At 66.9% G+C, this 26,172-nt stretch carries 24 protein-coding genes; 8 read left to right on the forward strand and 16 right to left on the reverse strand.

Translation table 11 applies throughout. From position 1 onward, the window contains the following. Positions 1–20: 20 nt before the first annotated feature. Positions 21–1,049 (reverse strand): GlxA family transcriptional regulator, encoded by a 1,029-nt coding sequence (locus JOF55_RS22185; protein ID WP_374727585.1) that lies wholly within the window; start codon positions 1,047–1,049, stop codon positions 21–23. Positions 1,050–1,376: 327 nt separating this feature from the next. On the opposite strand from JOF55_RS22185, the gene JOF55_RS22190 reads away from it, so the two are divergent. The 3 genes from JOF55_RS22190 (at position 1,377) to JOF55_RS22200 (ending at position 5,137) form a co-directional block, all read left to right on the forward strand. Then, positions 1,377–2,417: a sigma-70 family RNA polymerase sigma factor gene (locus JOF55_RS22190; RefSeq protein ID WP_310277822.1), complete on the forward strand. Its 1,041-nt coding sequence runs from the start codon at positions 1,377–1,379 to the stop codon at positions 2,415–2,417. Then, entirely contained in the window at positions 2,414–3,001 is a 588-nt protein-coding gene (locus JOF55_RS22195) for a TIGR03086 family metal-binding protein (protein WP_310277824.1), read from the forward strand. The genes JOF55_RS22190 and JOF55_RS22195 overlap by 4 nt, the downstream gene beginning before the upstream one ends. A 189-nt stretch (positions 3,002–3,190) precedes the next feature. Further along, positions 3,191–5,137: an acyl-CoA dehydrogenase family protein gene (locus tag JOF55_RS22200; protein ID WP_310277827.1), complete on the forward strand. Its 1,947-nt coding sequence runs from the start codon at positions 3,191–3,193 to the stop codon at positions 5,135–5,137. A 9-nt stretch (positions 5,138–5,146) separates the two neighbouring features. Here JOF55_RS22200 and JOF55_RS22205 read toward each other — a convergent pair whose 3' ends face one another. Both JOF55_RS22205 and JOF55_RS22210 read right to left on the reverse strand, forming a co-directional pair. Further along, a complete protein-coding gene (locus JOF55_RS22205) occupies positions 5,147–7,084 on the reverse strand; it encodes a bifunctional sugar phosphate isomerase/epimerase/4-hydroxyphenylpyruvate dioxygenase family protein (RefSeq protein WP_310277830.1) in 1,938 nt (645 codons plus the stop codon). Continuing rightward, on the reverse strand, positions 7,071–7,982 hold the full coding sequence (locus tag JOF55_RS22210) for a shikimate dehydrogenase (RefSeq protein WP_310277835.1): 912 nt from the start codon (positions 7,980–7,982) through the stop codon (positions 7,071–7,073). The genes JOF55_RS22205 and JOF55_RS22210 overlap by 14 nt, the downstream gene beginning before the upstream one ends. Positions 7,983–8,293: 311 nt before the next feature. On the opposite strand from JOF55_RS22210, the gene JOF55_RS22215 reads away from it, so the two are divergent. From JOF55_RS22215 to JOF55_RS22230, 4 genes are all read left to right on the forward strand, one after another. Further along, positions 8,294–8,968 (forward strand): TetR/AcrR family transcriptional regulator, encoded by a 675-nt coding sequence (locus tag JOF55_RS22215; protein WP_310277838.1) that lies wholly within the window; start codon positions 8,294–8,296, stop codon positions 8,966–8,968. Between the two features lie 212 nt (positions 8,969–9,180). Further along, positions 9,181–9,441 (forward strand): hypothetical protein, encoded by a 261-nt coding sequence (locus JOF55_RS22220; RefSeq protein WP_310277841.1) that lies wholly within the window; start codon positions 9,181–9,183, stop codon positions 9,439–9,441. A gap of 86 nt (positions 9,442–9,527) precedes the next feature. Then, on the forward strand, positions 9,528–9,707 hold the full coding sequence (locus tag JOF55_RS22225) for a hypothetical protein (protein ID WP_310277844.1): 180 nt from the start codon (positions 9,528–9,530) through the stop codon (positions 9,705–9,707). A gap of 82 nt (positions 9,708–9,789) precedes the next feature. Further along, the gene (locus JOF55_RS22230; RefSeq protein ID WP_310277847.1) at positions 9,790–9,996 is read left to right on the forward strand and encodes a hypothetical protein; all 207 of its coding nucleotides are present in this window, start codon (positions 9,790–9,792) and stop codon (positions 9,994–9,996) included. An 87-nt stretch (positions 9,997–10,083) separates the two neighbouring features. Here the strand turns inward: JOF55_RS22230 and JOF55_RS22235 are convergent, their stop codons facing one another. The 7 genes from JOF55_RS22235 to JOF55_RS22265 form a co-directional block, all read right to left on the reverse strand. After that, positions 10,084–11,010: a ferredoxin family protein gene (locus tag JOF55_RS22235; protein WP_310277850.1), complete on the reverse strand. Its 927-nt coding sequence runs from the start codon at positions 11,008–11,010 to the stop codon at positions 10,084–10,086. Then, positions 11,003–12,163, reverse strand: a complete 1,161-nt coding sequence (locus JOF55_RS22240) for a cupin domain-containing protein (protein ID WP_310277853.1) — start codon at positions 12,161–12,163, stop codon at positions 11,003–11,005. The genes JOF55_RS22235 and JOF55_RS22240 overlap by 8 nt, the downstream gene beginning before the upstream one ends. 17 nt (positions 12,164–12,180) lie before the next feature. Next, entirely contained in the window at positions 12,181–12,438 is a 258-nt protein-coding gene (locus JOF55_RS22245; RefSeq protein ID WP_310277856.1) for a hypothetical protein, read from the reverse strand. Positions 12,439–12,641: 203 nt separating this feature from the next. Further along, positions 12,642–13,769 carry an MBL fold metallo-hydrolase gene (locus JOF55_RS22250; protein ID WP_310277858.1) on the reverse strand — a complete coding sequence of 376 codons (1,128 nt, stop codon included), beginning with the start codon at positions 13,767–13,769 and terminating at the stop codon, positions 12,642–12,644. Between the two features lie 71 nt (positions 13,770–13,840). Further along, positions 13,841–14,323, reverse strand: a complete 483-nt coding sequence (locus JOF55_RS22255) for a MaoC family dehydratase (RefSeq protein WP_310277861.1) — start codon at positions 14,321–14,323, stop codon at positions 13,841–13,843. A gap of 59 nt (positions 14,324–14,382) precedes the next feature. Beyond that, a complete protein-coding gene (gene couO, locus JOF55_RS22260) occupies positions 14,383–15,273 on the reverse strand; it encodes a 4-hydroxyphenyl-beta-ketoacyl-CoA hydrolase (RefSeq protein ID WP_310277864.1) in 891 nt (296 codons plus the stop codon). After that, positions 15,270–16,181 carry an SDR family NAD(P)-dependent oxidoreductase gene (locus JOF55_RS22265; RefSeq protein ID WP_310277867.1) on the reverse strand — a complete coding sequence of 304 codons (912 nt, stop codon included), beginning with the start codon at positions 16,179–16,181 and terminating at the stop codon, positions 15,270–15,272. Before JOF55_RS22265 ends, couO begins: the two co-directional genes overlap by 4 nt. A gap of 115 nt (positions 16,182–16,296) precedes the next feature. Between JOF55_RS22265 and JOF55_RS22270 the strand changes: the two genes are divergently transcribed. Next, entirely contained in the window at positions 16,297–16,773 is a 477-nt protein-coding gene (locus JOF55_RS22270) for a MarR family winged helix-turn-helix transcriptional regulator (RefSeq protein WP_310277870.1), read from the forward strand. 122 nt (positions 16,774–16,895) lie between these two features. Here JOF55_RS22270 and JOF55_RS22275 read toward each other — a convergent pair whose 3' ends face one another. The 6 genes from JOF55_RS22275 to JOF55_RS22300 all read right to left on the reverse strand — a co-directional run bounded on the left by JOF55_RS22275 (position 16,896) and on the right by JOF55_RS22300 (position 26,168). Continuing rightward, positions 16,896–18,026 (reverse strand): MBL fold metallo-hydrolase, encoded by a 1,131-nt coding sequence (locus tag JOF55_RS22275; protein WP_310277873.1) that lies wholly within the window; start codon positions 18,024–18,026, stop codon positions 16,896–16,898. A gap of 51 nt (positions 18,027–18,077) precedes the next feature. Next, positions 18,078–19,400: an MFS transporter gene (locus tag JOF55_RS22280; RefSeq protein WP_310277876.1), complete on the reverse strand. Its 1,323-nt coding sequence runs from the start codon at positions 19,398–19,400 to the stop codon at positions 18,078–18,080. A gap of 116 nt (positions 19,401–19,516) precedes the next feature. Further along, positions 19,517–21,040 carry an acyl-CoA synthetase gene (locus tag JOF55_RS22285; protein WP_310277880.1) on the reverse strand — a complete coding sequence of 508 codons (1,524 nt, stop codon included), beginning with the start codon at positions 21,038–21,040 and terminating at the stop codon, positions 19,517–19,519. A gap of 74 nt (positions 21,041–21,114) precedes the next feature. Beyond that, positions 21,115–22,281 carry an acyl-CoA dehydrogenase family protein gene (locus tag JOF55_RS22290; protein ID WP_310277882.1) on the reverse strand — a complete coding sequence of 389 codons (1,167 nt, stop codon included), beginning with the start codon at positions 22,279–22,281 and terminating at the stop codon, positions 21,115–21,117. Between the two features lie 257 nt (positions 22,282–22,538). Then, a complete protein-coding gene (locus tag JOF55_RS22295; RefSeq protein WP_374727586.1) occupies positions 22,539–25,295 on the reverse strand; it encodes a helix-turn-helix transcriptional regulator in 2,757 nt (918 codons plus the stop codon). A gap of 78 nt (positions 25,296–25,373) precedes the next feature. Next, positions 25,374–26,168 carry a 1,6-dihydroxycyclohexa-2,4-diene-1-carboxylate dehydrogenase gene (locus JOF55_RS22300; protein WP_310277887.1) on the reverse strand — a complete coding sequence of 265 codons (795 nt, stop codon included), beginning with the start codon at positions 26,166–26,168 and terminating at the stop codon, positions 25,374–25,376. Between the last annotated feature and the right edge of the window lie 4 nt (positions 26,169–26,172).

Here is a 26,172-nt window from a genome sequence, read left to right on the forward strand (position 1 = left end):
CGGGCACCGACGTGCCCCCTTCACTCTTCGGTGGGGACCGCCGTATCGCGGAACGTACGGCGGTAGGCGCTCGGCGAGACGCCGAGCGTGGTCTGCAGGTGCTGACGCAGTGAGGCCGCGGTGCCGAAGCCTGCCTGTGCTGCGATCCGGTCGACGGGCAGGCCCGTCTCCTCCAGCAACTGCCGGGCGCGCTCGATGCGCTGGTGAGTCAGCCACTGCAGCGGCGAGATCCCGACCTCATCGCGGAAGCGGCGGGTGAAGGTTCGTACGCTCATCGACTCCTGGGCGGCGAGCTCGCGCAGGGTCAGCGGCCGGTCGAGGCGCTCGAGCGCCCAGGAGCGAGCCGTACCGGTGGAAGAGGATCGCGAATCGGGGAGGGGCAACCGGATGAACTGGGCTTGGCCGCCGTGGCGATGCGGAGGAACGACCATGGCGCGGGCGACATCATTGGCGATCGCCGAGCCGTGGTCACACCGGACCATGTGCAGGCACAGGTCGATCCCCGAGGCTTCGCCTGCCGAGGTGAGGACGTCTCCCTCGTCGGTGTAGAGGACGTTCGGGTCGAGATCCACGGCCGGATACAGCCGCCGGAAATGCTCGGCCGACTTCCAGTGCGTCGTCGCTCGGCGTCCGTCGAGTAGTCCTGCGGCGGCCAGTACGAAGGCGCCCGTACAGATCGAGGCGATCCGAGTACCGGGACGGATGTGAGACAGGGCATCGGCCAGTGGGGCACTGAGACGTCCCTCGGTTTCGGTCTCGTCCGGCTCGTGGGAGGCCGGAACGACCACGGTATCGGCTTCGCCCAGGGCTTCGGGGCCGCATGCCACGTGAGTGGAGAAGTCGGCGTCCGTACGGATCTCACCGGGGACGAGTGAGCAGGTGACGACCTCGTACAGCCGTTCACCTCCGGCCGCACAGGCCTGCCCGAACATCTGGTGCACCAGGCCCAGCTCCATCGGCATCAGACCATGGCGGACGAGCACGGCCACGCGGTGTCGCTCGGAGGCCCGGAAAGCAGCCATGGCCCGATTTTTGCACATGTTGTCCATCAGGACACTGGTTTCGTCCACGCCGGTTCCGCATGCTCGGTTGCGTGGCCTGGTGCCTCGGTACGGCAACGCAGCGCAAGAAGGGAAAACCATGCTGACTCTGACGTGGATGCTCCTACTGGTGACGGCGATCACCGGGTTTTCCGTGGCACTGGCTGCCACGTGCTGGATCCGAAAGCTCCCCGCACAGCAGTGCGGTGGAGCCGACGGTTTCCGGGACTTCGGCGATGAGTTTGTCTCGTCGGCTCGGTCCGTACGAGTAATGGCCCCCGCGGAGATGCTTTGTGGCCTACAGTCGAAAACCGAGGGCAGGGAGAGTTGAAGGGCATGGTCATGGTGGACAACCCGATCAGCACGAACGATCCGGTCGATGAGGATTTCCTCCGATTGGCCGATCCGTTCCGGCGTGAGCTGCTCGCGCACTGTTATCGCATGCTCGGCTCGGTGCACGACGCCGAGGACCTGGTTCAGGAGACCTACCTGCGCGCGTGGCGTTCCTACGACCGTTTCGAGGGGCGGTCCTCCCTGCGTACCTGGCTCTACCGGATCGCGACCCGCACCTGCCTGACCGCGTTGGAAAGCCGCGGGCGGCGCCCGCTGCCCACCGGCCTCGGCGGATCGAGCTCCGATGCCGCCGATGACCTGGTGCAGCAGCCGGAAACGCCGTGGTTGGAACCCATCCCCGACGGCATGGTCGGCGACGAGCGGACCGATCCCGCCGCGATCGTCACCTCCCGCGAGAGCATGCGGCTGGCACTCATCGCCGCCATGCAGCACTTACCGCCCCGGCAGCGTGCCGTGCTGATCCTGCGCGACGTGCTGCAGTGGCGCGCCGCCGAGGTCGCCGAGGCGCTCGGCACCTCGACCCCCGCCGTCAACAGCATCCTGCAACGCGCGCGAGCCCAGATCGAGCAGATGGCGCCGAGGCAGGAGGAAGTCGTCGAACCGGCCACTCCGGAGCAGCGTGAGCTGCTCGACCGCTACGTCGCGGCCTTCGAGGACAAGGACGTCGCCGCCATCGTGAAGCTGTTCACCTCCGATGCCGTCTGGGAGATGCCACCGTTCACGGGGTGGTACCGCAGTCCGGAAAACATCGGCCGTCTCATCGCCACGCAATGCCCCGCCGGACCGGGCGATCTGCGACTGATCCCGACCGAGGCGAACGGCCAGCCCGCCTTCGGGGTGTACATGCGCGACGACGAGGGGGTGTACCGGCCGTTTCACCTGCAGGTGCTCACCCTGACCGCCGCGGGGGTGGCTCATGTCGCCGCGTTCTTCGACCATCGCTTGTTCGCCACTTTCGGACTCCCGGAGACCGCCACCCGGCCGGCCGCAGCGGTCGATGTGCTGACGCGGACATCACGATGAACGAGGAACACACGAGGGTGCCGCTGCTCGACGGAGTGGGACTGCTCGAACGGGCGATCACCTACACGCTCGGTAGCCTGCACCTCGTCACACAGGCGGACCTGTTGTGCTCCACGCCCTGTCGGGACTGGGACCTGCGGGCACTGCTGAGACACATGGAGGAATCCCTCGTCGCGCTGCATGAAGCCGTCGATACCGGGCACGTCGGAATCGAGGCGCTTGCCGAGGACGGTGATCCGGCCGTGGATCCCGTCACCGCACTGCGCAACCGTGCCTGCCGGCTGCTCGGCGCATCGACCGGTGCGGGAAGCCGCGACGTGGTTTCCATCGCGGATGCCGAACTGACCACCGGCATCGTGACGAGCACGGGAGCGCTGGAGATCGCCGTACACGGATGGGATATCGCCCGAGCCCGCCGGGATCACCGGCCGATTCCGGAACCGCTGGCCGAGGAGATGCTCGCACTCTTACCGCTGTTCGTCACCGACGCCGATCGCCCGGGGCGCTTCGCCGCGCCCGTGGACGTGCCGCCATGGGCCGGTCCGGGAGATCGGTTGCTCGCCTTCCTGGGGCGAGATCCCTGATCCGTCTCCGGCGGACGAGATCCCTGGGCCTCCGGCAGTCGGCGGAGGCCTCGGCATTCGAAGACGTGTCACTCCAACGGATGACAGAGCACCGAGCCGATGCGGTCGCGGTGGTTACCAACCGGTAGTAGCGTGGCGGTTACCAACGAGTAGTGGCGTGAGGTGGCCCAGGACTGCAGGAGGTCAGCGATGACCGCAGTGGAACCGAACCGAACGGCTCAACCGCAGCACCCTGTCGGCGAGCGCGAGGCCAGGCAGGTTGCAGAGCAAGCCCGCGAAACCCGATGGGACAAGCCCAGCTTCGGCAAGGAAATCTTCCTCGGCCGGTTCCGGCTCGATCTCATCCATCCCTACCCGGCCGGTGACCGGCAGCGTCGCGACCGCGGCGAGGAATTCCTCGGTCGGCTGCGCCAGTTCTGCGAGGAGAAGGTCGACGGTGTCGCCATCGAGCGGGACGGGGCCATTCCGGACGAGGTCATCGCCGGGCTCAAGGAACTCGGTGCACTCGGGATGAAGATCGGTACCGAGTACGGCGGGCTCGGCCTGTCCCAGGTCTACTACAACAGGGCCCTGATGATCGCGGGCTCGGCGCATCCGTCGCTGGGTGCGCTGCTGTCGGCGCACCAGTCCATCGGGGTGCCGCAGCCGGTGAAAATGTTCGGCACTGCGGAGCAGTGCGAGGAGTTCCTGCCGCGGTGTGCGCGCACCGACATCAGCGCCTTCCTGCTGACCGAACCCGATGTGGGCAGTGACCCCGCGCGGCTGGCCGCCAGTGCCACCCCGACCGGCGACGGTGACTACCTGCTGGATGGGGTGAAGCTGTGGACCACCAACGGTGTGGTCGCCGACCTGCTGGTGGTCATGGCCCGGGTGCCTGCCTCGGAGGGACATCCGGGGGGCGTCACCGCCTTCGTGGTCGAGGCGAGCAGTCCCGGTATCACGGTGGAGAACCGGAATGCTTTCATGGGACTGCGCGGCATCGAGAACGGTGTGACCAGGTTCCACCAGGTTCGCGTTCCCGCGAAGAACCGCATCGGCGCCGAGGGAGCCGGCCTGAAGATCGCATTGACCACGTTGAACACCGGAAGGCTCTCGCTGCCTGCGATGTGCACTGGAACGGCCAAGTGGTGTGTGAAGATCGCCCGGGAATGGTCGGCCGAGCGAGTGCAGTGGGGAAGGCCGATCGGCGAGCACGAGGCGGTCTCGGGCAAGGTCGCGTTCATGTCGGCCACGGCGTTCGCGCTGGAGTCGGTTTCGGAACTGTCCGGCGAAATGGCCGATGAACAACGGCACGACATCCGCATCGAGGCCGCGCTGGCCAAGCTGTACGGCTCCGAGATGGGATGGTCGATCGCCGACGAGTTGGTGCAGATTCGCGGTGGCCGTGGCTTCGAGTCGGCCGAATCGTTGGCTGCCCGTGGCGAGCGCGGGGTCCCGGCCGAGCAGGTCCTGCGTGATATGCGGATCAATCGGATCTTCGAGGGGTCCACGGAGATCATGCATCTGCTGATCGCCCGGGAGGCGGTGGATACTCACCTGTCGGTGGCCGGCGACATCATCGATCCGGATGCCGGCTTCACTCGCAAGGCGAAGGCCGCGGCACGGGCGGCCAAGTTCTACGCGAGCTGGTTGCCGACGCTGACTGCCGGAAAGGGCCAGTTGCCGAATTCGTTCGCCGAGTTCGGCGAGCTGGCAGGCCACCTGCGTTATGTGGAACGAGCCAGCCGTCGCCTGGCACGGCAGACCTTCTACGCCATGTCGCGCTGGCAGGGCAGGATGGAGCTCAAGCAGCGCTTCCTGGCACGGATCGTGGATATCGGCGCGGAATTGTTCGCCATGAGCGCGAGTTGTGTCCGCGCCGAGATGCTGCGTGAACAGGACCCGGAACAGGGACGCTCGGCTTACGAACTCGCGGGTGTGTTCTGTGCTCAGGCCAGAATCCGAGTCGAGGAACTGTTCGATCGCTTGTGGACGAACACCGATGACGAGGATCGGTCACTGACACGGACGGTCCTGCAGGAACGGCACACCTGGCTGGAGGAGGGCGTACTCGATCCCTCCATCGACGGGCCCTGGATCGCGCACACTCCCTCGGGGCCGTCGGCGAAGGAGGACGTGCACCGCAAGGTGGGATAGCGTCGGCCCTTATCGCTCGTTGAGCGGTGCGCCGGTGCTCCTGGCGACGCGCAGCCTGCGATGGGCGGCCATCCGGACCGGGGCATTGGTGGTGCCGTATCCGGTGTAGCCACCGATGCGCTGCACCACCTCGAAGAAGATGCGTGAGCCGAGTACCTCGGTGTAGCAGTGCAGGAACTCCCCGTGCTCGTCGTGATCGTAGAGCACGCTGCACTCACGCATCGCGGCGAGCAGCTCGGGATCGAGGGTCAGACGTGCATCGAGATCGTCGTAGTAGTTGCCGGAAATCTCCAACAGCGGTGCGCCCCGTGCGCGCATCGCTCGTGCGCCGGCGATGATGTCGTCGGTGGCAAAGGCGATGTGTTGCGGGGCGGAGACCCCGGGAGCCCATTCCTCGCCGCGGCGCAGCAGCGCCACGCTCAGCGCGATCCGGACCTCGCGGGCCGGATCGGTGACGGCGCGGCTGCGCACCAGACCGAATGGTGCGGCGAACTCGGTGGGATTCTCCGGGTGCAGCCCGAGCACCGAACGGTAGAACAGGGTGGCTTCGTCGAAGTGATCGAAGGGCTGGGTGAGCGCGACGTGGTCGGTCCTGGTGAGGCCGACCCCGGCTTCCGGTGAGCGGCCCGTGGAGAGGAAATCCGCAGGCCAGCCTGCATCATCGTCGGTGCGGCAGAAGAACACCGATGTGCCGTCCGGCGCGGCGACAGCGGCCAGGCTCGCCTCGTCCGCGCCGCGGGTGCGGGGAAGTACGGGAGCCAGCAGTGCTTCCGCGCGCCGTGCGGACCGTGTCGGGTCGGCGCTGTCCACGGCGAGTGCGCTGACTGCGGCCCCCGACTCGTTGCTCGCGCTCGGCTCGGTGGTGTTGAGCAGTACCCGGGCGCTGCCCTGCTGCCACAGTTGCACCGGCTTGGAACGGTGCTGCCCGGTGTGGGTGAACCCGAGGCCGGCCAGCGCGTTCGCCACCTGCTTGCCGGAGGCGTCGTCGACGGCCAGCTCGGTGAACGCGTGCCCGGTGAGGTCCGGGGCCGGTGGTAGCTCGGTGACTCGCGCACGGTCCTGGGGCACGGCGGGATGGCCCACCTCGACCTGTTCCTGGAGGAACAGCAGTGAGCGCATCGCGTCGACGGCTGCGCGGCCGGGGTCGGACTGGCGGAACACGTCGTTGAAGACTTCCAAGGACAGGGGGCCGGTGTATCCGGCGGCGAACGCACGGCCGACGAAGGCGGACAGATCGAAGGCACCCTGACCGGGGAAGAGCCGATGGTGCCGACTCCACTGCAGCACGTCCATGTCCAAGCGGGGAGCATCGGCCAGTTGCAGGAAGAACAGCTTGTCGCCGGGGATGTCGCCGATTCCGGCCGGGTCGCTTGCGCGGGAGAGCACGTGGAAGCTGTCCAGGCACAGGCCCAGCGCCGGATGGTCGGCGCGTCGGACGATCTCCCACGAGTGGTCGTAGGTATTGACGTGCCGACCCCATGCGAGTGCTTCGTAGGCGATCCGGATGCCGCGCTCGGCGGCACGGCAGGCCAGTGTGTGCAGCTGCTCGGCGATGAGGTCGTCATCGTGGGCGGCATCCTGCGACACCGACGAGCAGACCAGGAGCGTGTCCGAGCCGAGCTGCTCCATCACGTCGAACTTGTGTTCCGCTCGGCGCAGGTTCGCCGTGAACACGTCCGGTGAGACCGCGTCGAACTCGCGGAAGGGTTGGTAGAGATCGACGGAAAGTCCCAGGTCGGTGCAGCGCTGCCGGACCTGCCGTGGTGGCCACGGTGAGGCGATGAGGTCGTTTTCGAAGATCTCCACCCCGTCGAAGCCCGCGGCGGCTGCCGCGGCCAGCTTGTCCTCCAGGGTGCCGGACAGGCACACGGTCGCGATCCCCGTGCGGGCGCCGAGGTTCGATCGAGACGGACCGGAAGGTGATGTGGTGGTGTCAACGGTGGACATGGTTTTCCGGGCTTCCTGCCGTGTCGTTTTCGGCGAGTGTGTCGAAATGGCCCAGCATCCGGTCGGCATCGGGTTCGATGCCGGTGAACAGGCGGAATGCGTCGGCGGCCTGGTAGACAGCCATCCTGCCACCGTTGAGGACCCGGCAACCTTGGGCCCTCGCGGTCGTCACCAGTTTGGTGTGTAGCGGCCGGTAGACGACGTCGGCCACCCACAGGTCGGGGCGGAGCAACTCGGCGGGCAACGGCAGGCCCGGGTGGGCGGCCATACCGGTGGGAGTGGCGTGCGTCAGACCGTCGGCCTCGCCGATGGCGGTGGCCAGCGCGTCGCCGCCGTTGTCCAGTCGTCCGGCGATGGCGCGGTCGGCGCCGAAATGTGTGCACAGCGAGGTCGCCAGCGCCGCACTGCGGTCGGGGTCGACATCGAGGATGTGGAGTCGTCCGGTGCCCAGGGTGAGGAGTGCGTGCGCGACGGCTGCGCCCGCCCCACCTGCTCCGAGTAGCACCACGCAGCTCAGCGGAGCATCCGGAAGTCCCAGGTCGACACTGCGGGCGAAGCCGGACCAATCCGTGTTGTGCCCGACAGCCTTGCCCTCGGTGAACACGACGGTGTTGACCGCGTTCAGGGCTGCGGCATCGGGCGAAAGCTCGTCGAGGTGATCGAGAATCGCCTGCTTGCACGGGTGGGTGATGTTGAGCCCGTCGTAGCCGGACAACCGGGCGGCAGCCAGGATCTCGCCGATCGCGGTGGCCGGCAGGCCGAGCTCGTCGATGTCCAGTCGGCGGTACAGGTAGCGCACGCCCAGCGCGTCGGCCTCGCGCTCGTGCAGGGGCGGGGTCAGCGATGGGCCGATGCCCGAGCCGACCAACCCGATCAGATATCCGTCCCGGCCGCTCATGTCGACACCGCGCTCGGGGTCGTCTTGCCGGGATGCACTCGGGCACCGGCTGAGAGGTGGCCGCCGTCCGGCCGTTGTGTCCCGGACGGATTCGGGTGCGGCTCGATGAGTGCGAACGTGGTCAGGGGCACGAGATCTCCTCCCGAAGCGAGTCGGAAGCGAACGTACCAGATAGTTAATTGGGGCTCGCCGTGCGAGCACGAGCGAGGAGTCGTGGACTCGCCGTGCCGGGTCGCCATGCCGGGGCGATGGGCGGTGTGGACCTCGCCACTTAGAGTTGAAGGCCGCACACCCGTACGAGAGGGGACCCGGTGGCCGCACCGCTGTCCGACAACCCGCCCGCCAACTCCTTGCCGAGTGGTTCGGAGCGGCAGCGCGATGCCGACCGAACTCGTGCCGAGATTCTCGATGTCGCCACCCAGGAGTTCTCCGAGCAGGGCTACGCCGGTGCCCGAGTGGACGAGATCGCCGCGAAGACGCGGACGACCAAGCGGATGATCTACTACTACTTCGGCAGCAAGGAACAGCTCTACCGCGCGGCGCTGGAACGGGCCTACACGGCGATCCGCTCGGCCGAGCAGGAGCTCGACGTCGAGCACCTCGGACCGGTCGAGGCCCTCCGGCGGTTGGCCGAACTGACCTTCGACCACCACGAGTCGCATCCGGACTTCGTTCGGCTGGTCAGCATCGAAAACATCCACTGTGCCGAGCACATCGGGAAGTCCTCGACGCTGGCGAGTCTGGCGAAGCCGGCCCTGGACGTGCTGGCGGGCATTCTCGAGCGGGGACGTGCGGCAGGCGAGTTCCGGCAGGACGTCGACGCCCTCGACGTGCACATGATGATCAGCTCGTTCTGCGTGTTCCGGACCGCCAACCGGCACACCTTCAGCGCGATCTTCGGTCGGGACATGCTGGATCCGGCGTATCGGGACCATTACCGCAGGATGCTCGGTGACATGATCCTGGAGTACCTGAGCGCCTGCTAGATATCCGGTGTTGCTCTTGACGGGGTGTGCCGGGGCCACTTCACCATTCCTGAATTAACTAACTGGTACGTACAAATCAACAGTGCACAAACCCAGGAGCACGCGCGACCGATCATCCGACCGGCTCGGCGAAGGTTCTCTCGTTTGGGCCGACGAACTCACGGGTAGTCGACATGGGCCAGTGGGCAGAAGGCTGCGGAGGAGTGGATCGAATGGAACGTCCGGGGACAAACCGTCCTTCCGCGTACGACCAGGCCTACTACGACAGTGCCGCGGTCGACTACATCCTGCGGGGCCGCAGGTGGCAGAGCTGGCACGAGTTGCTGGAGTGGTTGCGATCCGAGGGCGTCGATGATCCGTACCTGGCACAGGGTGAATTGCAGGCACTGCGCCAGGACGTGGAACGCGCGGCCGCCCGCGGTGCTCCCTTCGACAACGATGCCGACCGGTTGTGGCGTGAACTGAAGCAGTGAGCAGGCTCCGGGCGAATGTGGTGTGAGGCGAGCGGGTGGGGCCGGGCCTGCGGATCGCCATGCGAGCCGAGCGGAGGCAATGCACGATGAGCGGACGTGAACCGGAGAAACAGCGCCGGACAGAGGACGAGCCCGACTTCGCGGAGGAGCACACTCGCCCTACTTACGAGGAGGAGCACACCGACTCTCCCGGCGTGACCGGAGATGAGTCGGTTCCCGAGGGACCGGGCGGGGCGTCGCACAAGGATCCGAAGCGGCCACTGTGAAACCGTTGTCATCCGGATTTCGCGCAGGATGCTGCCCACCCGGTGCGACCTTCGACAAAGCAGGGAAACAAGGAGGATCACCATGACGAACGAGCAGCCCCCGCCGGATTTGGGGCGGGCTTCCCCCGACGAGTCGAATGCGGAGGACGAAGGCTACGACGAGGGTGCCGGAGACAGGATCACTCCGGAGGACGAGCGGGAAACGGAGCCGGAGGGCGAGGAGGATGTCCGGCAAGTGCCACCCTCGTCCTCCCGGCACCTGCCCGAGGACATGCCGCCGGAAACCTGAAGCCCGCGGACACCCGGAGAAGGCGCGGTTGAACGCGAATTGCCGATGCGTCGGGCTTGGAGGCCTTCGCCGGTTCTCGAGCTCGGGTCATGGCACCTCGTGACGCAGCTCCACCAGGTGGTGCTCGGGCGGGGCGGAGAGCTGCTCGGTGTGGCAGGTGAGCCTCCGCTCGGGTGGGGCGGGTGCCGTCCGCATTCTGACCCGGTAGTGGCCTTGCCGGGGAGCGGCGAACGTCGCTTCGGTGTCGTCGCCCTCGCTGTGGGACGAGAGAAGCGGTAGGTCGTCGACGCCGCGGATACCGGTCTCCGCGCGCAGCAAGCACTCCGCGGCCTGGGTGGCGAAGCCATAGGCGGCGCGTCCTCGCAGGTACCGGGGGTCGATCTCGCCTCGTACGTACGCCTCGGCGAGCGGGACGGCCTCTTCGGCAGGCACTCGCCCGAAGTACAGCCCGTGCGGCAACACGAGGAGATTGCCCGCGAACCGGTCTCCGCCGATATGGGAGACCTCCCAGGTCTGTTCCGGAAGACGTTCGGTCAGCGCTTCGGCCACGGGCCGCCCCTGCTCGGCACAGCAGGGATCGTGCCGCCCGTGCGTACAGACGAAGAAGAGCGGATCCGGGACCGGCTGCAGCCCGGGGCGGAGTCCGCGGGCGAGCCTTTCCAGGTCGAGATCCAGGACCTGGCCGGGTTCGTCGAGCAGGGCCTGCTCCACCCAGCCCTCGCCGAGGCCGGTTCGAGCGAGAAAGCAGCGGCGGCGCCGCAGTGTCGACTGGCCTTGGCGCCGTGTACGACGGATGAGTACGACGCGCAGGCGCAGCCGCCTGCTCGCTTCCTGCAGCCTTTCCGTCAGTGTCGTATCGAGTCGGCTGTCCCGGAGCGCGTGCACGCCCCACGGGCCGGGATCTTCCAACAGTATCCAGCCCCGAACCGTGGATGCGGTGCCGTGTAGCGGCTCGTTTCGGGCGAGGCTGCGCGCGTGGCAGCGTGCCCCGGCCGCACTACCGGCCTCACTCATCCGTGACCTCGAGCAACCCCTCTCGGACGAGTCGCCGTGCCAGAACGAGGCGGCTGGTCGCATCCAGGTGCGGTGCGAGATCTCGCACGGCGAAGGTGCTGCGGCAGGCGACCTCGCGTATCGCCGGTTCCACCCACCGGGGGGTCCGAAGTTCCCGGTCGCCGAGCAGGACCCGCACGTGATCGACATCGTCGGTCCGGATCTCGCACACGGAGCCGGGACGGTGGCGCAGAATCCCCTCGTCGTCCAAGGTGGCCAGACGCATCCGGTCGACCAGCCCACCACGGAGCAACGAGGGGCGGCCGGTCAGGAAACGCTCGACGAGGTCGTCGGTGATCTCGCGCGCCTCCAGTTTCTCCAGTTGCGTGCTCAGCTCCTCGAGATGGCCGTTGACCCGCGTGGTCAGTGCCTCGGGTTCGCGGTGGAACCCCACGGGGAGTGGATCATCCAGAGCCGGATCGACGAGCACGTGGGCGAGCGCCTTTTCCAGCACCTGTCGCCACCGTGTCGGATGAACCCCGACCGTGAGGTGACCGGACAGGGCGTGCTGTGTTCGTGCGGCGTGTCTGGTGCCGGTCGGCATGTACACGGCCGTTCCCGGTTCCATTTCGACGTTCGTGGCCGCCTGCTCGTCGTCGGCGCCTTCTTCTCCGGGGGCCGGCCAGATCTGCCACGTCTTACGTCCGAATGCTTGCAGCACGAACACGTCGTGCGTGTCACTGTGCGGCTGAAAGCCCCGGGAGTCCGGTGGAGTGATGTAGGCGTTCACCTGGCACTGATGGCCGAGCGTGATCTCCAATTCCCGGCAGAAACGGGTGAGCGGTGGCCAATAGCGCTGCAGTCCCTGCAGGACGAGGGTCGCTCCCTGCTCAACGGCGGCGAACACGCGTGCCGGATCGGCGATGCCGGTCATCGGCGTGTTGCCGATCCGGGCCGAATGCGTGTACTCCGAGGCGGGTAAGGCCCGTCCCTCCCGGACGAGCCGGAACGTCGGGGTCCGCATCCCGTAGCCCGACAGCAGCTGGTCGACATCGTCGAGACTCAGCAGGTCCTCGAACCCCTCCGGGGCCGGACCGTGCACCATGACGCGCCTGCCCCACACCTGCTCGGCGAAGTGTTCGGTCTCCCCGACACATCGCTGCAGGGAATCCATGCCCACTCCCACCGTTCTCACGAATCCCGCGAATCACCGCTATCGGCGTCCTGGGTGTCGGCGTCATCGCTTTGATCGGTGCCGTCGGCGTCCTGGGTGTCGGCGTCATCGCCTTGGTCGGTGCCGTCGGCATCCTGATCCTGCGTGTCGGCATCCCGGGTGCGGGCGGCGACACCGCCTGCGCCCACGGTCGCCATGTCCTCGTCCTGCAGCGGGCGGTTCGGATCCTGCTCCACGGTGACCTCCAATGTCTCGCTGAAAAGCGAGCATGCCACGGTGATCCCGCTCTCCGCCGTGCGGAACGACCTGCGGAGACACAGCTGTACCCACCTGGGCGACGGGAGAGAGTCGACCCTCCGGATCGGTTTCCCACGACGGCGTGGCCGTTACCACATGATCGCCAAGCAGGTCCTGGGGGCGGCGAAGTCATCGCGGAGCGTGAACTTCTCGCGGAGCTTCCGGCCGTTCTTGTCGAGGATCAACTGCGGCTGAGTGGTATCCGGGTGAGGTCTTCGCCGACGATGAGGGTGCCGGAGAACTCCTCGGCGGCGGCGTGCCACCGCGGTCGCTCAAGCTCCCCCGGAACGAAGTGCGTGAGCACGAGCTTTCGCACACCGGCTTTCTCGGCCACACGCCCCGTATCGGGGATGGGGGTGTGCGCGGTGAGGTGGTGGTCGATCATGGAGCGCTGCTGCTCGGTTCGTCCGCCCTCGTAGCGTTGGTGGACCCACTGCTCGTCGATCACCTCGTGCACGAGGACGTCGGCGTCTGCGGCGAGTTCGAGCAGGTTGTCGCAGACCCCGGTGTCGCCGGAGAACACGACCGACCCCTCGTCGGTGTCGAAACGGAACGCGAAGGCCGGAGCCACCGGGGCGTGCTGCACGAGGGTGGCGCGCACGCGGACACGGTCGTCCTCGTAGATGTCGAAGGGCCGCACGGGCGGGCACGGATTCCGGTCGGGGTGGAAGGCAACCGTCTCCGGGAGTTCGATATCGCGGGCGGTGAGCAGTTCCTCCGGAGGGCGCCGGAGGTTGTCGCGCAGGCGGTCGTTGACATCGGTGGCGAAGGCCCGCATGAGGTGGCCGGTCATCTCGGCCAGGCCCGGTGTGGGACTGTCCGGGCAGATCGTCGGCGGTGGGACCTGAGCGTGTGGCGAGGCAGGAGGGACGGCGCCGCGATCGCCCGGGCCGAGAGCGGTGACGGGACGGTCGATGCCTTCGAGGTTTTCGTACCAGCCGTAGAGCAGCAGGCTGAAGAAGTCGACCGTGTGGTCGGAATGCATGTGCGTGACGAAGACCCCGCGCAAGCGGTCCAGGCCGAGCCCTGCCCGGATCATCTGACGGCCGACACCGTAACCGCAGTCCACGAGATAGACCGCGTCGCCCACGGTCACGGCCGAGGCGATTCCGGCGCGGGCACGCCGCCACCGAGGGCCGCCGGAAGTGCCGAGCAGGACCACTTCGGGTGGTGCAGACATCGGTTCCCTTTCCTTGAGGAGATTTCGTGCTCTCGTCGACAGCGGTGTGTCACCGGCTTGTGCGGCATCGGTGAGTTCGGCATGCAGCCGCAGCGCGATGTCGGTGATTCCGGCGGATGCATGAGGCACGGAGAGGCGGTCTCACCGCACCGGATGCGGGGCGGCCTCCCCGTGCTCACGCGCGTGCCCGGAAGGGGCCGTCACTCGAACATGCGGTAGACGGCCTCGGCGATGCAGGCGGGTCGTTCGCTACCTTCGAGTTCGATGGCGGCGTCGACGGTGACCTGGACGCTGCCCTTGGGCAGCTCTTCATACTGTTTGAGGGTGGCGTTGAGGCGCACCCGGCCGTCGGCGGGAACCGGGTTCACGAAGCGGACCTTGTTGAGCCCGTAGTTGACCGCCGTGGTCACGCTGTTGACGGTGAGCACTTCCTCCCACATGGGGATGATCAGCGACAGCGTGAGATAGCCGTGGGCGATGGGGCCACCGAAGGGACTTTCGGCGCTGGCGCGTTCGGGATCGGTGTGGATCCACTGGTGGTCGTCGGTGGCATCGGCGAAGGTGTTGATGCGGTCCTGGGCGATGGAAAACCACGAGCTGGTCCCGAGCGATTTGCCCTCGAACTTCTCGAGTTCGGCGAGGGTGTCCAGTGTGGTCGTGTTCGTCGCGGTGTCAGTGGACACGGCTCCTCCTGGGGGAGTTGACCTGCGGGGGGTGATGAAATGCTGCGTGACCTGCTGCGTCAGCCGCCGAGGCCCAGAATCTTCAGTGCGTTGTCCTTGAAGATCAGCGGCCGGACCTCGTCTTTGATGTCGAGTTTCTCGAAGTCGCGCATCCAGCGATCGGGTTGGATGACGGGGAAGTCCGAACCGAACAGGACCTTGTGGCGCAGGAAGGAGTTGGCGGCCTGCACCAACTGCGGCGGGAAGTACTTCGGCGACCACCCGGACAGGTCGATGTGGACGTTGGGCTTGTGCGAGGCGCTGGAGATCGCCGCGTCCTGCCAGGGCACCGACGGATGCGCCATGATGATCGTCAGCTCGGGGAAGTCGGCGGCGACGTCGTCGAGCAGCATCGGGTCGGAGTAGCGCAGCTTGATGCCGTGTCCGCCGGGCAGCCCGGCACCGATACCGGTTTGGCCGGTGTGGAACAGGGCGGGCACGCCGCATTCGGCCAGGGCCTCGTAGACGGGGTAGAAGTCACGGTTGTTGGGTTCGAATCCCTGCAGGCTGGGATGGAACTTGAACCCCTTGACCCCGTACTCGTCGACCAGTGTGCGCACGCGCTTGACGGCCGCCTTCCCCTGCCACGGATCGACGGAGCCGAAGGGGATCAGCACGTCGTTGTGGCGGGCGGCGCCCTCGGCGATCTCCTCCACGGAGTTGACGGGATGGCCGGTGGCGGAGGCGGCGTCGACGGTGAACACGATCGCGGCCATGTTGCGCTCGCGGTAGTGCTCGGCCATGGTTTCCAGGCTCGGAGTGCGTTCCTGGCCGGACTTGAAGTACTTCTCCGAGGCCGCGATCAGGTCGTCGTCGAGGGATTTGTGGCCGCAGCCGTCGATTTCGACGTGGGTGTGCACATCCAGCGCGGTGATGGACTCGGTATCGATGCCGTAGGTGTACCTGCTCATTGCGCGGTTGCCTCCTCGGGGAGTTTCTCACCGACCGATTCGAGGTGATCGGCGAAGGTGGTCGGCCATTCCTGCTCGATCGCGTCGGGGTCCCAGCCGCCGTCGTGGTAGGCGGTGGCGGTCATGTCCGGGTGCGACCACAGCGCCAGGCGGTCGCCGCCGATGGCCACGGCCTGTCCGGTGATCTCGGCAGCGGCATCGCCGGCCAGGAAAGCCACGACGCCGGCAGCGTCCTGCGGTCCACCGAAGCCGAGCTCGCGACGCGCGAAGGCGGGCAGCTCCTCGCCGTTGTTCATGGCATCGACGTAAGGCTTGAGGAAGGGGATGGTCTCGGTCATCGCGGTGGCCGCCACCGGCACGACCGCATTGACGGTGATCTCGGCGCGGGCCAGTTCCATGGCCCAGGTGCGGACCATGCCCACGATGCCCGCCTTGGCACCGGAGTAGTTGGTCTGGCCGAAGTTGCCGCGCTGCCCGGCAGGCGAGCCGATGCAGATGATGCGACCGCCCTCGCCCTGCTCGCGCATCTTGACCACGGCGGCGCGCACGCAGGTGAAGGTGCCGCGCATGTGGACGTTGAGCACTTGATCGAAGTCCTCGTCGGTCATCTTCCACACGACCTTGTCGCGCAGGATGCCCGCGTTGGTGACCAGGACGTCCAGCCGCCCGAACGTCTCCACGGCACCGTCGACGAGAGCCTGCGCGGTTTCCGTGCTGCCCACGGCCCCGACCACGGCATGGGCCTTGCCGCCTGCCTCGGTGATCGAGGCGACAGCGGCCTCGGCGGTGTCCCGGTCGATGTCGTTGACCACGACCGAGGCGCCACGGCGGGCGAGTTCCTGGGCGTAGGCCAATCCGAGGCCCTGGCCGCTGCCGGTGACGATCGCAACCTTGTTCGTGAGATCCATGGCGACTCCTGATGTTCGAGGCCGATTGTCTAATTTAAATGAAAGCAACTACTATTGAGGATGTCAATGATTGATGGATGATGTAGTGTGCGCGGTACGAACGGGAAGGTGCCGGATGAGTGTGAATCATTCCTTGGCCGACGACCTCGGCTTTCTGCTGTCTCGGGCCAGCGGTGTGGTGGCCCGGTCGGTCAGTGACGCGCTGGCTCCGCTGGGGCTGCGAGTGCGGTCCTACTCGGTGCTGGCCCTGACCGGCGAGGACGGTGCCGGAGTGACCCAGCGGCGCCTGGCCGTGCTGATGGGACTGGACCCCAGCCAGGTCGTGGCCCTGGTCGATGAGTTGGAAAGCCGAGGACTGGTCACTCGCACCCCGGACCCGGCCGACCGCCGCAACAAACTCATCGTCGCCACCGAGCAGGGCTGTCAGGTCCGCAGCCAGGCCCAGCAACTCGTGGACCAGGCCCACAGCGGCTACTTCGCCCGCATCCCCCAAGGTGATCTCGACCGGCTGCGACACGTGCTGCAGCAGATCGCCTTCCCCGACGAAACCCCCACCGAACACGAAGCCGAAACCTCCACAGCGGGGGAGTGACGGCCGGTGCTCGCGCTCACGACAACAGTGACGTCAGCACGAGCACCGGGAATCCCGTGGGCGGGCCGTGGTGGTCGGAGAGCCGCTTCACCGGTGTGGTGGTCGGGCTCATCGGCAGCAGCTCAACGTCGCGGTGGCATTCGTTCACCAACTGCGATCTCCATCGGATCCCGGCCGACCACAACCTCACCCTCGAACCCCTGTTGTGCCTTGCGCTTCCATTCCCGATCGGAGACCGCGGTCACGTCCGCGGGCACCAGGTGATCGAGTACGAGAGTGCGCACCCCGGCCGCTGCGGCCAACTCTCCGACTTCGTTGACGTCGGTGTGCGACTTGCGTAGGTGCTCCCTCTTTTTCGGTGGCATGTCCTGATCGGCGTAGTGATCGAGGTCGATGACCTCGTGCACCAGCACATCGGCGCCACGGGCCAAGCGGACGACGTTATCGCAACGTGTGGTGTCTCCGCTGAACACCACCGACCCTTCGGCAGTATCGAAGCGGAACGCGAACGCCGGATACACCGGTCGATGATCCACTAGGATTGCACTCACCGTGACGGCCTCGTCGGAGTGGACCGTCCACGGTTCCATCGGTGGGGCAAACGGTCCCGCGTGGCCGGCGCCGACCTCCGGCACGGTGATGTCGTGGGCGCGGAACGCCTCGCGAATGTCGCGACGTTCCGTATCGCGCATGCGCTCGTTGACATCGTAGGCGGTGGCGGCGATCGAACTGGTGAAGTAGTCGACGGTGCCCGGTGTCGGATTCTCCGGATTGACCGTGGAAGCAGGGGAATCCGAGCCGCTGTCCGGCAGCCCACTGGCCCTGCCGGGGCCGAACACTTCTACGGTGGGGGAGGTTTCCCCCGGTTGTTGCGGCGCCCAGTTCAGCCAGACCAGGTTGTACAAGTCGGCGATGTGGTCCGAATGCAGGTGCGTGACGAACACGCCCCGCACCGAGTCGTCCGGCAGCCCGGACCGGAACAGTTGATGAGTGGCAGCCTGACCTGCATCCACCAGGTAGGTTCGAGCACCGACGGCCACCGCCGAGGCGATCCCGTTGCGGCCCTGGGCGGGAAAGGGTCCACCGGCGGTGCCGAGCAACACCACTTTGGTATGTGCCTCAAGCGGGCCGGGCAGCGATGAACCTGCTGCAGCAGCCGCGGATCCTGCTGTAAGCGACAGCGCTGTGGCAGTCCCTGCGGTGACCGACCCACGCAGCATCGCGCGCCGACTCACCCGTGACTTCGAGTTCATGTCCCACCTTTCTGGGATTCCGGCTCGTGCTGAACCTGATCGCCGTCGTTGCTAGAGGTTCTCGTTGGTGAGTTCGTTGTCTTTGCTCTCTCGGGTGATGAGGATGGCCACCGCACTGACCAGGCCCACGGCGGCCAGAAAACCCACGACGGACATGACGTTCCGGCCGGAGGAGGCATACAGCGAGGTGAGGATCATCGGGGTCAGGCCCGCGCCGAGCAGCGTCGCGAGCTGATAGCCCAGGGAGGCACCCGTGTAGCGGGCCGTGGTGCCGAACTGCTCGGAGATGAAGGCGGCCATCGGACCGTATGTCAGACCCAAGCAGGTCTTGCCGAGGAAGAAGGCCAGGAGGACGAGCAGCACATCGCCCGAGGCCCACCACTGCAGCATCGGATACAGCAGGGCAACGAACAGGACGATCCCGCCGATCATGACGGGGCGCCGCCCCACGGAGTCGGACAGGCGGCCACACGCGACGACGGTGAAGATCTGGGTGAAGGACGTCAGCGCGAAGCAGAACAGCACCATTTGCTGATTGGATCCTTGATCCACCGCGTAGGTGATCGCGAAGGTCGCCAGCATGACCTGCAGGGCGAACATGGCGCTGCTGCCGAAAGCGGTCAGCAGCAGGTTCTTCGGTCTGCGGAGCACCTGCAGGATCGGGACGGACGGTTTCTTCTCGGTGGGCTGCTCCATCGCAGCCTGGAAAATCGGGCTCTCCGACACCCGCGAGCGCACGAACAGGCCCACGGTCAGTAGCAGCGCGGAGAGCAGGAACGGGACGCGCCAGCCCCAGGACATGAACTGTTCCTCGGGCAACGAGGAGAAGATGCCCATCATCAGCGTGCCCAGCACCGCACCGGTGGGGGCGCCTGCGTTGGTGAATGACGCGGCGAACCCGCGCCGCTTTTTCTCCGAATGTTCCAGGGCCATCAGCGCGGCGCCACCCCATTCGCCTCCGACGGCGATACCCTGGCAGATCCGGAGCAGCACCAGAATGATCGCTCCCCAGGAGCCGATGACCGAGGACGGTGGGATGAGGCCGATGAAAAAGGAGGCCATGCCCATGATGGTCATCGCGAGGACCAGTATCCTCTTGCGTCCGAGGCGATCCCCGAAGTGGCCGAGCACCGCGCCGCCGAGTGGACGCGCGAGATACCCGGCGGCGAAAGTTCCGTAGGAGGCCACTGTGGCTGCCAGTGGGGCGAGATTGGCGAAGAAAACCGGGCCGAAGACGAGTGAGGCGGCGGTGGAGTAAAGCAGGAAATCGTAGAACTCGATCGTGCTTCCGAGGTAGCTCGACAGCACGACTCTTCGGATTTCTTTTCTGCGTTGCGCGGCCGGCATGGCGGCGGCGACATCGGTGACCGTCATTGGTGCTCCCGAGTGGCGGAGGATGTTTTTGGGCAGGATTGGGCGCGAGAGCGGATGCCGAGCAAAGAAATCCCGAGGATTTTTCGGGAATGTGGTGGGTCCGTCGGTAGCGGATGTTATCCGGCGTAGTGCTCGCGGAGCTCGTGCTTGCGGATCTTGCCGCTGGCGTTGCGTGGAATCTCGTCGAGAATGAGGAACGATTTGGGGATCTTGTACTTGGCGAGGCGTTCGGTGAGGAAATCGACCATGTCCTGCTCGGACAGGCGGGCACCGTTTTCGAGGGTGACGGCAGCGCGGCCGACCTCACCCCACTTCTCGTCGGGAACGCCGAAAACCGCGCAGCCGGCCACGCCGGGCAGGTCCAGCAGCGCAGCCTCCACCTCGGCGGGGTAGATGTTCTCGCCACCGGAGATGATCATGTCCTTCATCCGGTCGACGACGGTCACGAAGCCGTCCTCGTCGGCGACCCCGACATCTCCGGAGCGGAACCAGTCCCCGTCGGCGAAGGACTCGGCGGTGGCGTCCGGACGGTTCCAGTACTTCCGCATGACGTTGGGGCCGCAGATTTGGATCTCACCGCGCTCCCCGGGGGCGACCGGAGAGCCTGCCGGGTCGGCCAGGCGGACGTCGGTGAAGAAGTGGGCAACACCGGCGGTGCCCAGCTTTCGCTCGACGTTGTCGGGGGTGAGGATGAGCGCGCCCGGACCGGTCTCGGTGAGGCCGTAGCCCTGGCACAGCTTGATGCCGCGGTCGGCGTAGGTGCGCAGTGTCCGCGGCGGGACCGGCGCGGCGGCGACGATCATCCGGCGGATCGCCGACAGATCCGTCGCGTCCCAGTTCGGGTGGCTGCTGAGGGTGTCGCACATCGTCGGCGCGCCGAACAGGTAGGTGATGCCCTCGCGCTCGATGACGTTCAGCACCCGCTCGGCGTCGAAGCCCTCCTCGATGCACACGGTGCCGCCCTTGAGCAGGGTGGGCAGCGCGACGAAGTCCAGGGCCGCGGTGTGAAACAGCGGCGCGCAGACCAGCGACACCTCGTCACTGAGCAGGTCCATGTCGATGACCGCGTTCATCACGGAGAACACGATGTTGCCGTGGGTGAGCACCACACCCTTGGGGCGTCCGGTGGTGCCGGAGGTGTACATGATGAAGCACGGGTCGTCGTGGGAGACGGGCTCGTCGATGCGTGCCGTGTCGGCACCGGCGATGATCTCCTCGTAACCCACCGCGCCGGTATCGGGCGCGCCGTCGACGACGACCCGCTGTGGTGCTTCGGCCTGCTCGGCGGCTGCGGTGCCGACCTCGGTCAGCTCGGCGGAGTGGATGAACACCGAGACGCCCGCGTCTTGCAGGGAGAACGCGATCTCGGGAGTCGTCAGGCGCGCATTGAGGGGGACGAAGATCGCCCCCAGCAGGCCCGAGGCGAACAGCGCCTCGAGGTAGGAGGGATGGTTCCTGCTCAGCAATGCCACGCGATCACCCTTGCCGACACCGAGATCGCGCAGGGCATGCGCCAGGCGCGTCACCCGGTCGTCGAGCTGGGTGTAGGTCCGACTTTCCGCGCGGAACGTGATCGCGGTCTTCCCGGGTTCCAGGCGGACCCGCCGGTAGGGCCAGGACCCCACGCCTTCGTTGTGCATGTTCGTGCCTCCTTGCCGGGGAATTCGGCTACTGCCGGAGCTGCTGCGGGGCTACGCCGAGACTGCTGTCGGGGTTACTGCTTGGTCAGCTTGCGGCCGATGATTTCCTTCATGATTTCGGTGGTGCCCGCATACAGAGTTCCGCCGCGGGAATCGAGATAGTCCTGGGCGACGTCGTATTCCTTCATGAAGCCGTAGCCACCGTGTAGTTGCAGGCAGCGGCCGACGACTTTCTGCTGCAGTTCGGTCACCCACCACTTGGCCATCGCCGCGGTGACCTCGTCGAGGCTTCCGGTGGACGCATCGAGCAGACAGCGGTCGACGAAGGCCTGAGCGATCTCGATCTCGGTGGCGAGTTCGGCGAGGTAGAAGCGATTGGCCTGGAAATCGGCGATCCGCTGGCCGAAGGCCCTGCGGTCGCAGCTGTGGTTCAGCGCCTGCTCGAAGGTGCGTCGCATGGCTGCCATCGCGGTGACCGCCACGCTGAGTCGTTCCTGCGGCAGATTGCCCCGCAGGTAGCCGAATCCCTTGTTCTCCTCGCCGAGGACGTTGGCGCGCGGCACGCGAGCGTCGTCGAAGGTGAGCTCGGCGGTGTCCTGGGCGGAAAGACCCACTTTGCGCAGGGGGCCACTACGGGTGAAGCCGGGGGTGTCCGCATCGACGAGAACGAGGCTCATCCCCCGGCGTCCGGCGGACGGGTCGGTACGCGCCACGACGATGAAGACGTCGGCGATCATGCCATTGCTGATGAACGTCTTGGACCCGTTGAGGATGAGGTCGTCGCCGTCGGCCATCGCCGTGGTGGCGATGGCGGCGAGATCGCTGCCTGCCTCGGGTTCGGTCATCGCCAGAGCACCGACGAGTTCTCCGGAGCACAGGGGCGCCAACCAGCGCTGCTTCTGCTCGTCGTCGGCCAGGGAGATCAGATAGGGCGCCACGAGGTCGTTGAAACCACTGAGGTTCATCGCCACCGCGGTGGCGCCGACTCGGGCGATCTCCTCGATGAGCACGGCGTTGAACCGGAAGTCGTCGACTCCGCCGCCGTTGTCCTTTTCGTCGGCGCTGATGCCGAGCAACCCCAGTTCGCCCGCGCGGCGGTAGACCGCACGGTCGACGTGCCCTTGTTCGGACCACTTCTCCAGCTGGGGAGCGACCTCGCGTTCGGCGAAGGCGCGTGCGGTCTCACGAAACGCCTCGTGGTCGTCCTCGAAGATCGTCCGCTGCAGCGAGACCGAACTCATGTCCTCTGCTCCTCGTGCGTGGCGTTCCCCGGACCTGCTGCGGACCGGTTCGGTGCGGTCGGCACAGGGACGCAGTGGCCGGATGGGTCACTGGTGGTACTCATGCCGTGAATCACAGGTAAACACCAACGATTGAAGATGTCAATAAAGAAATGCTTCAACGGATCCGCGGTGAAGGTGAGGGGAGGCGCCGCCGTCGGCAACGCGGGGAGCCGCCCGGTGAGCGGGGATCGGCCCGTATCCGTGGGAGGACGGACCTACCTCTTGTCGCCGAACTCGTCGCGGAAGCAGGCGGCGAGTTCCCCGCGCGAGCCGATGCCCAGCTTGGCGTAGATCCGCGTGAGGTGGAACTGCACCGTCTTCACCGACAGGAACAACTCCACGGCCACCTGCTTGTTGCTCCTGCCCGCGGCAACGAGTTCGGCCACGGCCTGTTCCTGGGCCGTGAATCGGGTGAGATCGGGGTCGGTCCGGGGGGCCTTCATTCCGCCTGCCTTCACCCCGCCCGCCTTCACCCCGCCCGCCTTCAGTTCGCGGTCACAGCGCTCGACATAGGCTTGCGCGCCCAGGGCCACATAGGATTCCCGGGCCCTCTGCAGCACGTCATCGGCTTCCCGGCGTTTGCCTGCTCGTCGTAGTGTCTGCCCGTAGGCGAAGTTCACCCGCGCCTGCTCGTAGGGCAGCGGTAAGCTCCGAAGCTGATCCAGAGAACTTTCGAAGGAGGCTCGCGCCGCCTCGATATCGCCTGTTGTGCCCGCGATGCGTCCGCGTACGTAACCCAGCCGTGCCCGGGTGGAGCGGTGTCCACGCTCTGCTGCCAAGGCTTCGTACGGTGCCAGAAAGGTGTCGGCCTCATCGACCCGGTTGGCCATGACCAACGCATTGGCGTAGACGTCGTGCCAGGGCCAGAATCCCGGCTCGTCGATCCCTCGTCGCGGTTGCAGTTGCACCAGGGGTGCCAAGGAGCGGATGACGGTTTCGTAGTCGGCCCGGGCTTCGGCACACTGGGCCCGCGCCAGGCAGTCGGGCACCAGCATGATCGTGTAGTTGTGCGTGGCCGCCGCGCCACGTCGCAGGTGCTCCTGTGCGGCTTCCCAATTTCCTCGCAGAGCATGGGTCTGTGCTCCGGTCCAGTGCACCAGCGGGCGCGCCAGTTCCAATCCCGCGTGGTCCAGCTGAGCCACGGCGCGGTCGACGGTGTGTATGGCGTCGTCCCAGTCGCCGAGTGCGAATTCCGTGCGGGCCAGCCAGGCTTGTGCCCACAAGGAGATCCGCGTGGAACCCCGCCGGTATCGCGTGGGCACGGCGCCTTCCAGTTCCCTGCGCGCCGTCTGCGGGTCATCGAGGGCGAGGTCCAGCCAGCCCTTGCCCATCTGCACCCGCTGCGACTGGGCTCCGGCGCTGACCTTCGCCGAGACCTCCCGGTAAGCATCCTTGGCTTCCTGGATCCGGCCGTCCGCGGCCAGACCGAGTCCCATGATGGCTTCCGACTCGATGGCCGAGGGATCGTCGGGGGACACCAGTTCCACAGCACGGTGTCCCCAGGTGACCAGGTCCGGACCATGCCAGCGGCTCATCGAATGCAGTACCCGGCGCTGACAGATCAGGGCAGCCGTATCCGGTTCCCGCTTCGGGTCGCACCGTTGCCAGGCACCAGTCAGCAGCAGTTCGGCTTCGTCCGGGCGGCCGAGCAGAATCGCGAGATACCCGAGCACGGCATCGCGGAGGGCGCTGGGCGGAAAGCTTTCGATGGCCGGTGAGAACGCGAGCGCCTGTGGCACGTTTCCCGCACCCACCAGGGCGTCGACGGCCCGGACCATCCGGTGCTCGCGGTCCGCCCTGGCGGGACTGAGGCGACTGGCATTGATCAACGCGTTTCCCACAGCGGACCAGGCCCCCTGAGCGGCCTGCCGCGAGGCGAACGCATCGAGTTCATCGGCGAGTTCCGCATCGGCGAACGGGGTGACCGCCACTCGATGCATCAATCGGGTGCTTTCGTCCCCCACGATTCCGGCTGCCTTCCGATGCAACTCATGGCGCCGCAGCGGTTGCAGGTCGGCATAGGCGGCGGCCCGTACCAGGGGTGAGGGGAAGACGAGTGTGGTCATGCCGTAGCCACTGCCGATGGTCAGCAGGCCGGCCTTGCTGGCCTCGTCCAGGGCCGCGACCGGTTCCTCGACATTCGCCAGTTCGGCAGCCTCGGCAAAGGACATGGCTTCGCCCAGGACAGCGGCGGATTCGATCAGGGCGCGTGCCGACGGACCGCAGGCACGCATGGTGCGTACCACGCTGCCTGCCAGTGCCCGCGGTGCGGGCAGTGTCGGCTGCCATTCCTGCACGCTCTCGGCCGGAGCCTCCTGCAACAATTGCCTGGTGTGCAGCGGATTGCCCCGAGTGTGTTCCGACAGCCGCTGCGCGGCGGGAACGGTCAGGTCCACCCCGGCCCCCTGGATCGCCAGAGTCTGCGTCTCCGTGGGCGTCAAGGGGGCGACCCGGATGCGAGAACCTCGGTAGCCGGCGAGGAAGTCGTGCACGTCCTCGGCGGATGCTTCCTGTCCGTCCTGATCGGCGATCAGAACGACCAGGACCTTCTCCGTGGCCATCCGCCGGAACGCCGACGACAGTGCTCGCAGGGATTCGATGTCCGCCCAGTGGGCATCGTCGACGACGACCACCAGCGGCCCGTGCTCCTGGCTTCGAGCCCAGAGTTCCAGGAGACGGATACCCGTGCTGATCGCATCCGAGAGCCGTTGCTCGGCGGGACGCGGCAGCGGGGCGGAATCCCCGCTGCCGCGCACCAACTGTTCGGCCACACCGAACTCCAGGGAGGCTTCCCAGGGCACTCCATCGGCCCGGCACGTCCGAATCTCTCCGTGGTGGGCGAGAAACTGCTCCACCAGGGTCGTTTTGCCGATTCCCGAGGGGCCCTCCACCAGGACGGTACGCGGTTGACCGTCGCGGACGGCGGCGAGCATGCGTTCGAGTTCGGCGAGTTCCCGCTTGCGGCCGACCATGCTGCGCAGCCCTTCCCCGTCCGTCACACCCTCGACAGTAGTCGATCCGATCGGATCGGCAGCGGCCGAAGAGCAGTGCTATCCGAGATCACCACCGGCGACGGGCAGTACCGTCCCGGTGATGTAGGAGGCCTCGTCGGAAGCCAGGAACAGGATGGCAGCGGCCTGTTCCTCCGGGGTGCCGTAGCGCTTCATCAGTGCGGAGTCCTCGGTTTGGTCGACGACTTGCCGATTCCACGCCTTCTCCCGCTCGGTCGCACCGTCCGGACCGCGCGCGATGCGCCGGGGCGGTGCCTCGGTCCCACCGGGGGCTGCGGCAGCGATACGGATGCCGTACTGGGCGGTTTCCATGGCCAGCGACGCCGTGAGCGCGTTGACCCCGCCCTTGGCAGCCGCGTAAGGAACCCGGTTGATACCCCGGGTAGCCGTGGAGGAGACGTTGACGATCGTTCCGGATCGCTGCTCGATGAGGTACGGCAGGACGGCGCGACAGGTCCACAGGGTGGGGAAGAGAGACCGCTGCACCTCGGCCTGGATCTTGTCCGCGTCGTAGTGCTCGTACGGTCGCATCCAGATGGTGCCGCCCACGTTGTTGATCAGTACGTCGATGCGGCCGTGCTGCTGCCGGGCTTCGGCCATTGCCGCCTCGGCCCCGGCGAACTGCTCCAGATCGGCGATGACGCCGTGGGCCTGCCCCCCGTTTTCCCGGAGTTCCCCGGCCACTTCGTGGACCAGTTCGGAACGGTCCACCAGCACGACCGAGGCCGATTCGGCGACCAGACGCCGGGCCACGGCCAAGCCGATGCCCTGGGCCGCGCCGGTGACCACGGCGACCTTGTCGCGGAAGCGCTGCGGAGAAACCGGCTCGGTCACTGGC

Origin of the sequence: Haloactinomyces albus (assembly GCF_031458135.1) — a bacterium.
Lineage (GTDB): Bacteria > Actinomycetota > Actinomycetes > Mycobacteriales > Pseudonocardiaceae > Haloactinomyces > Haloactinomyces albus.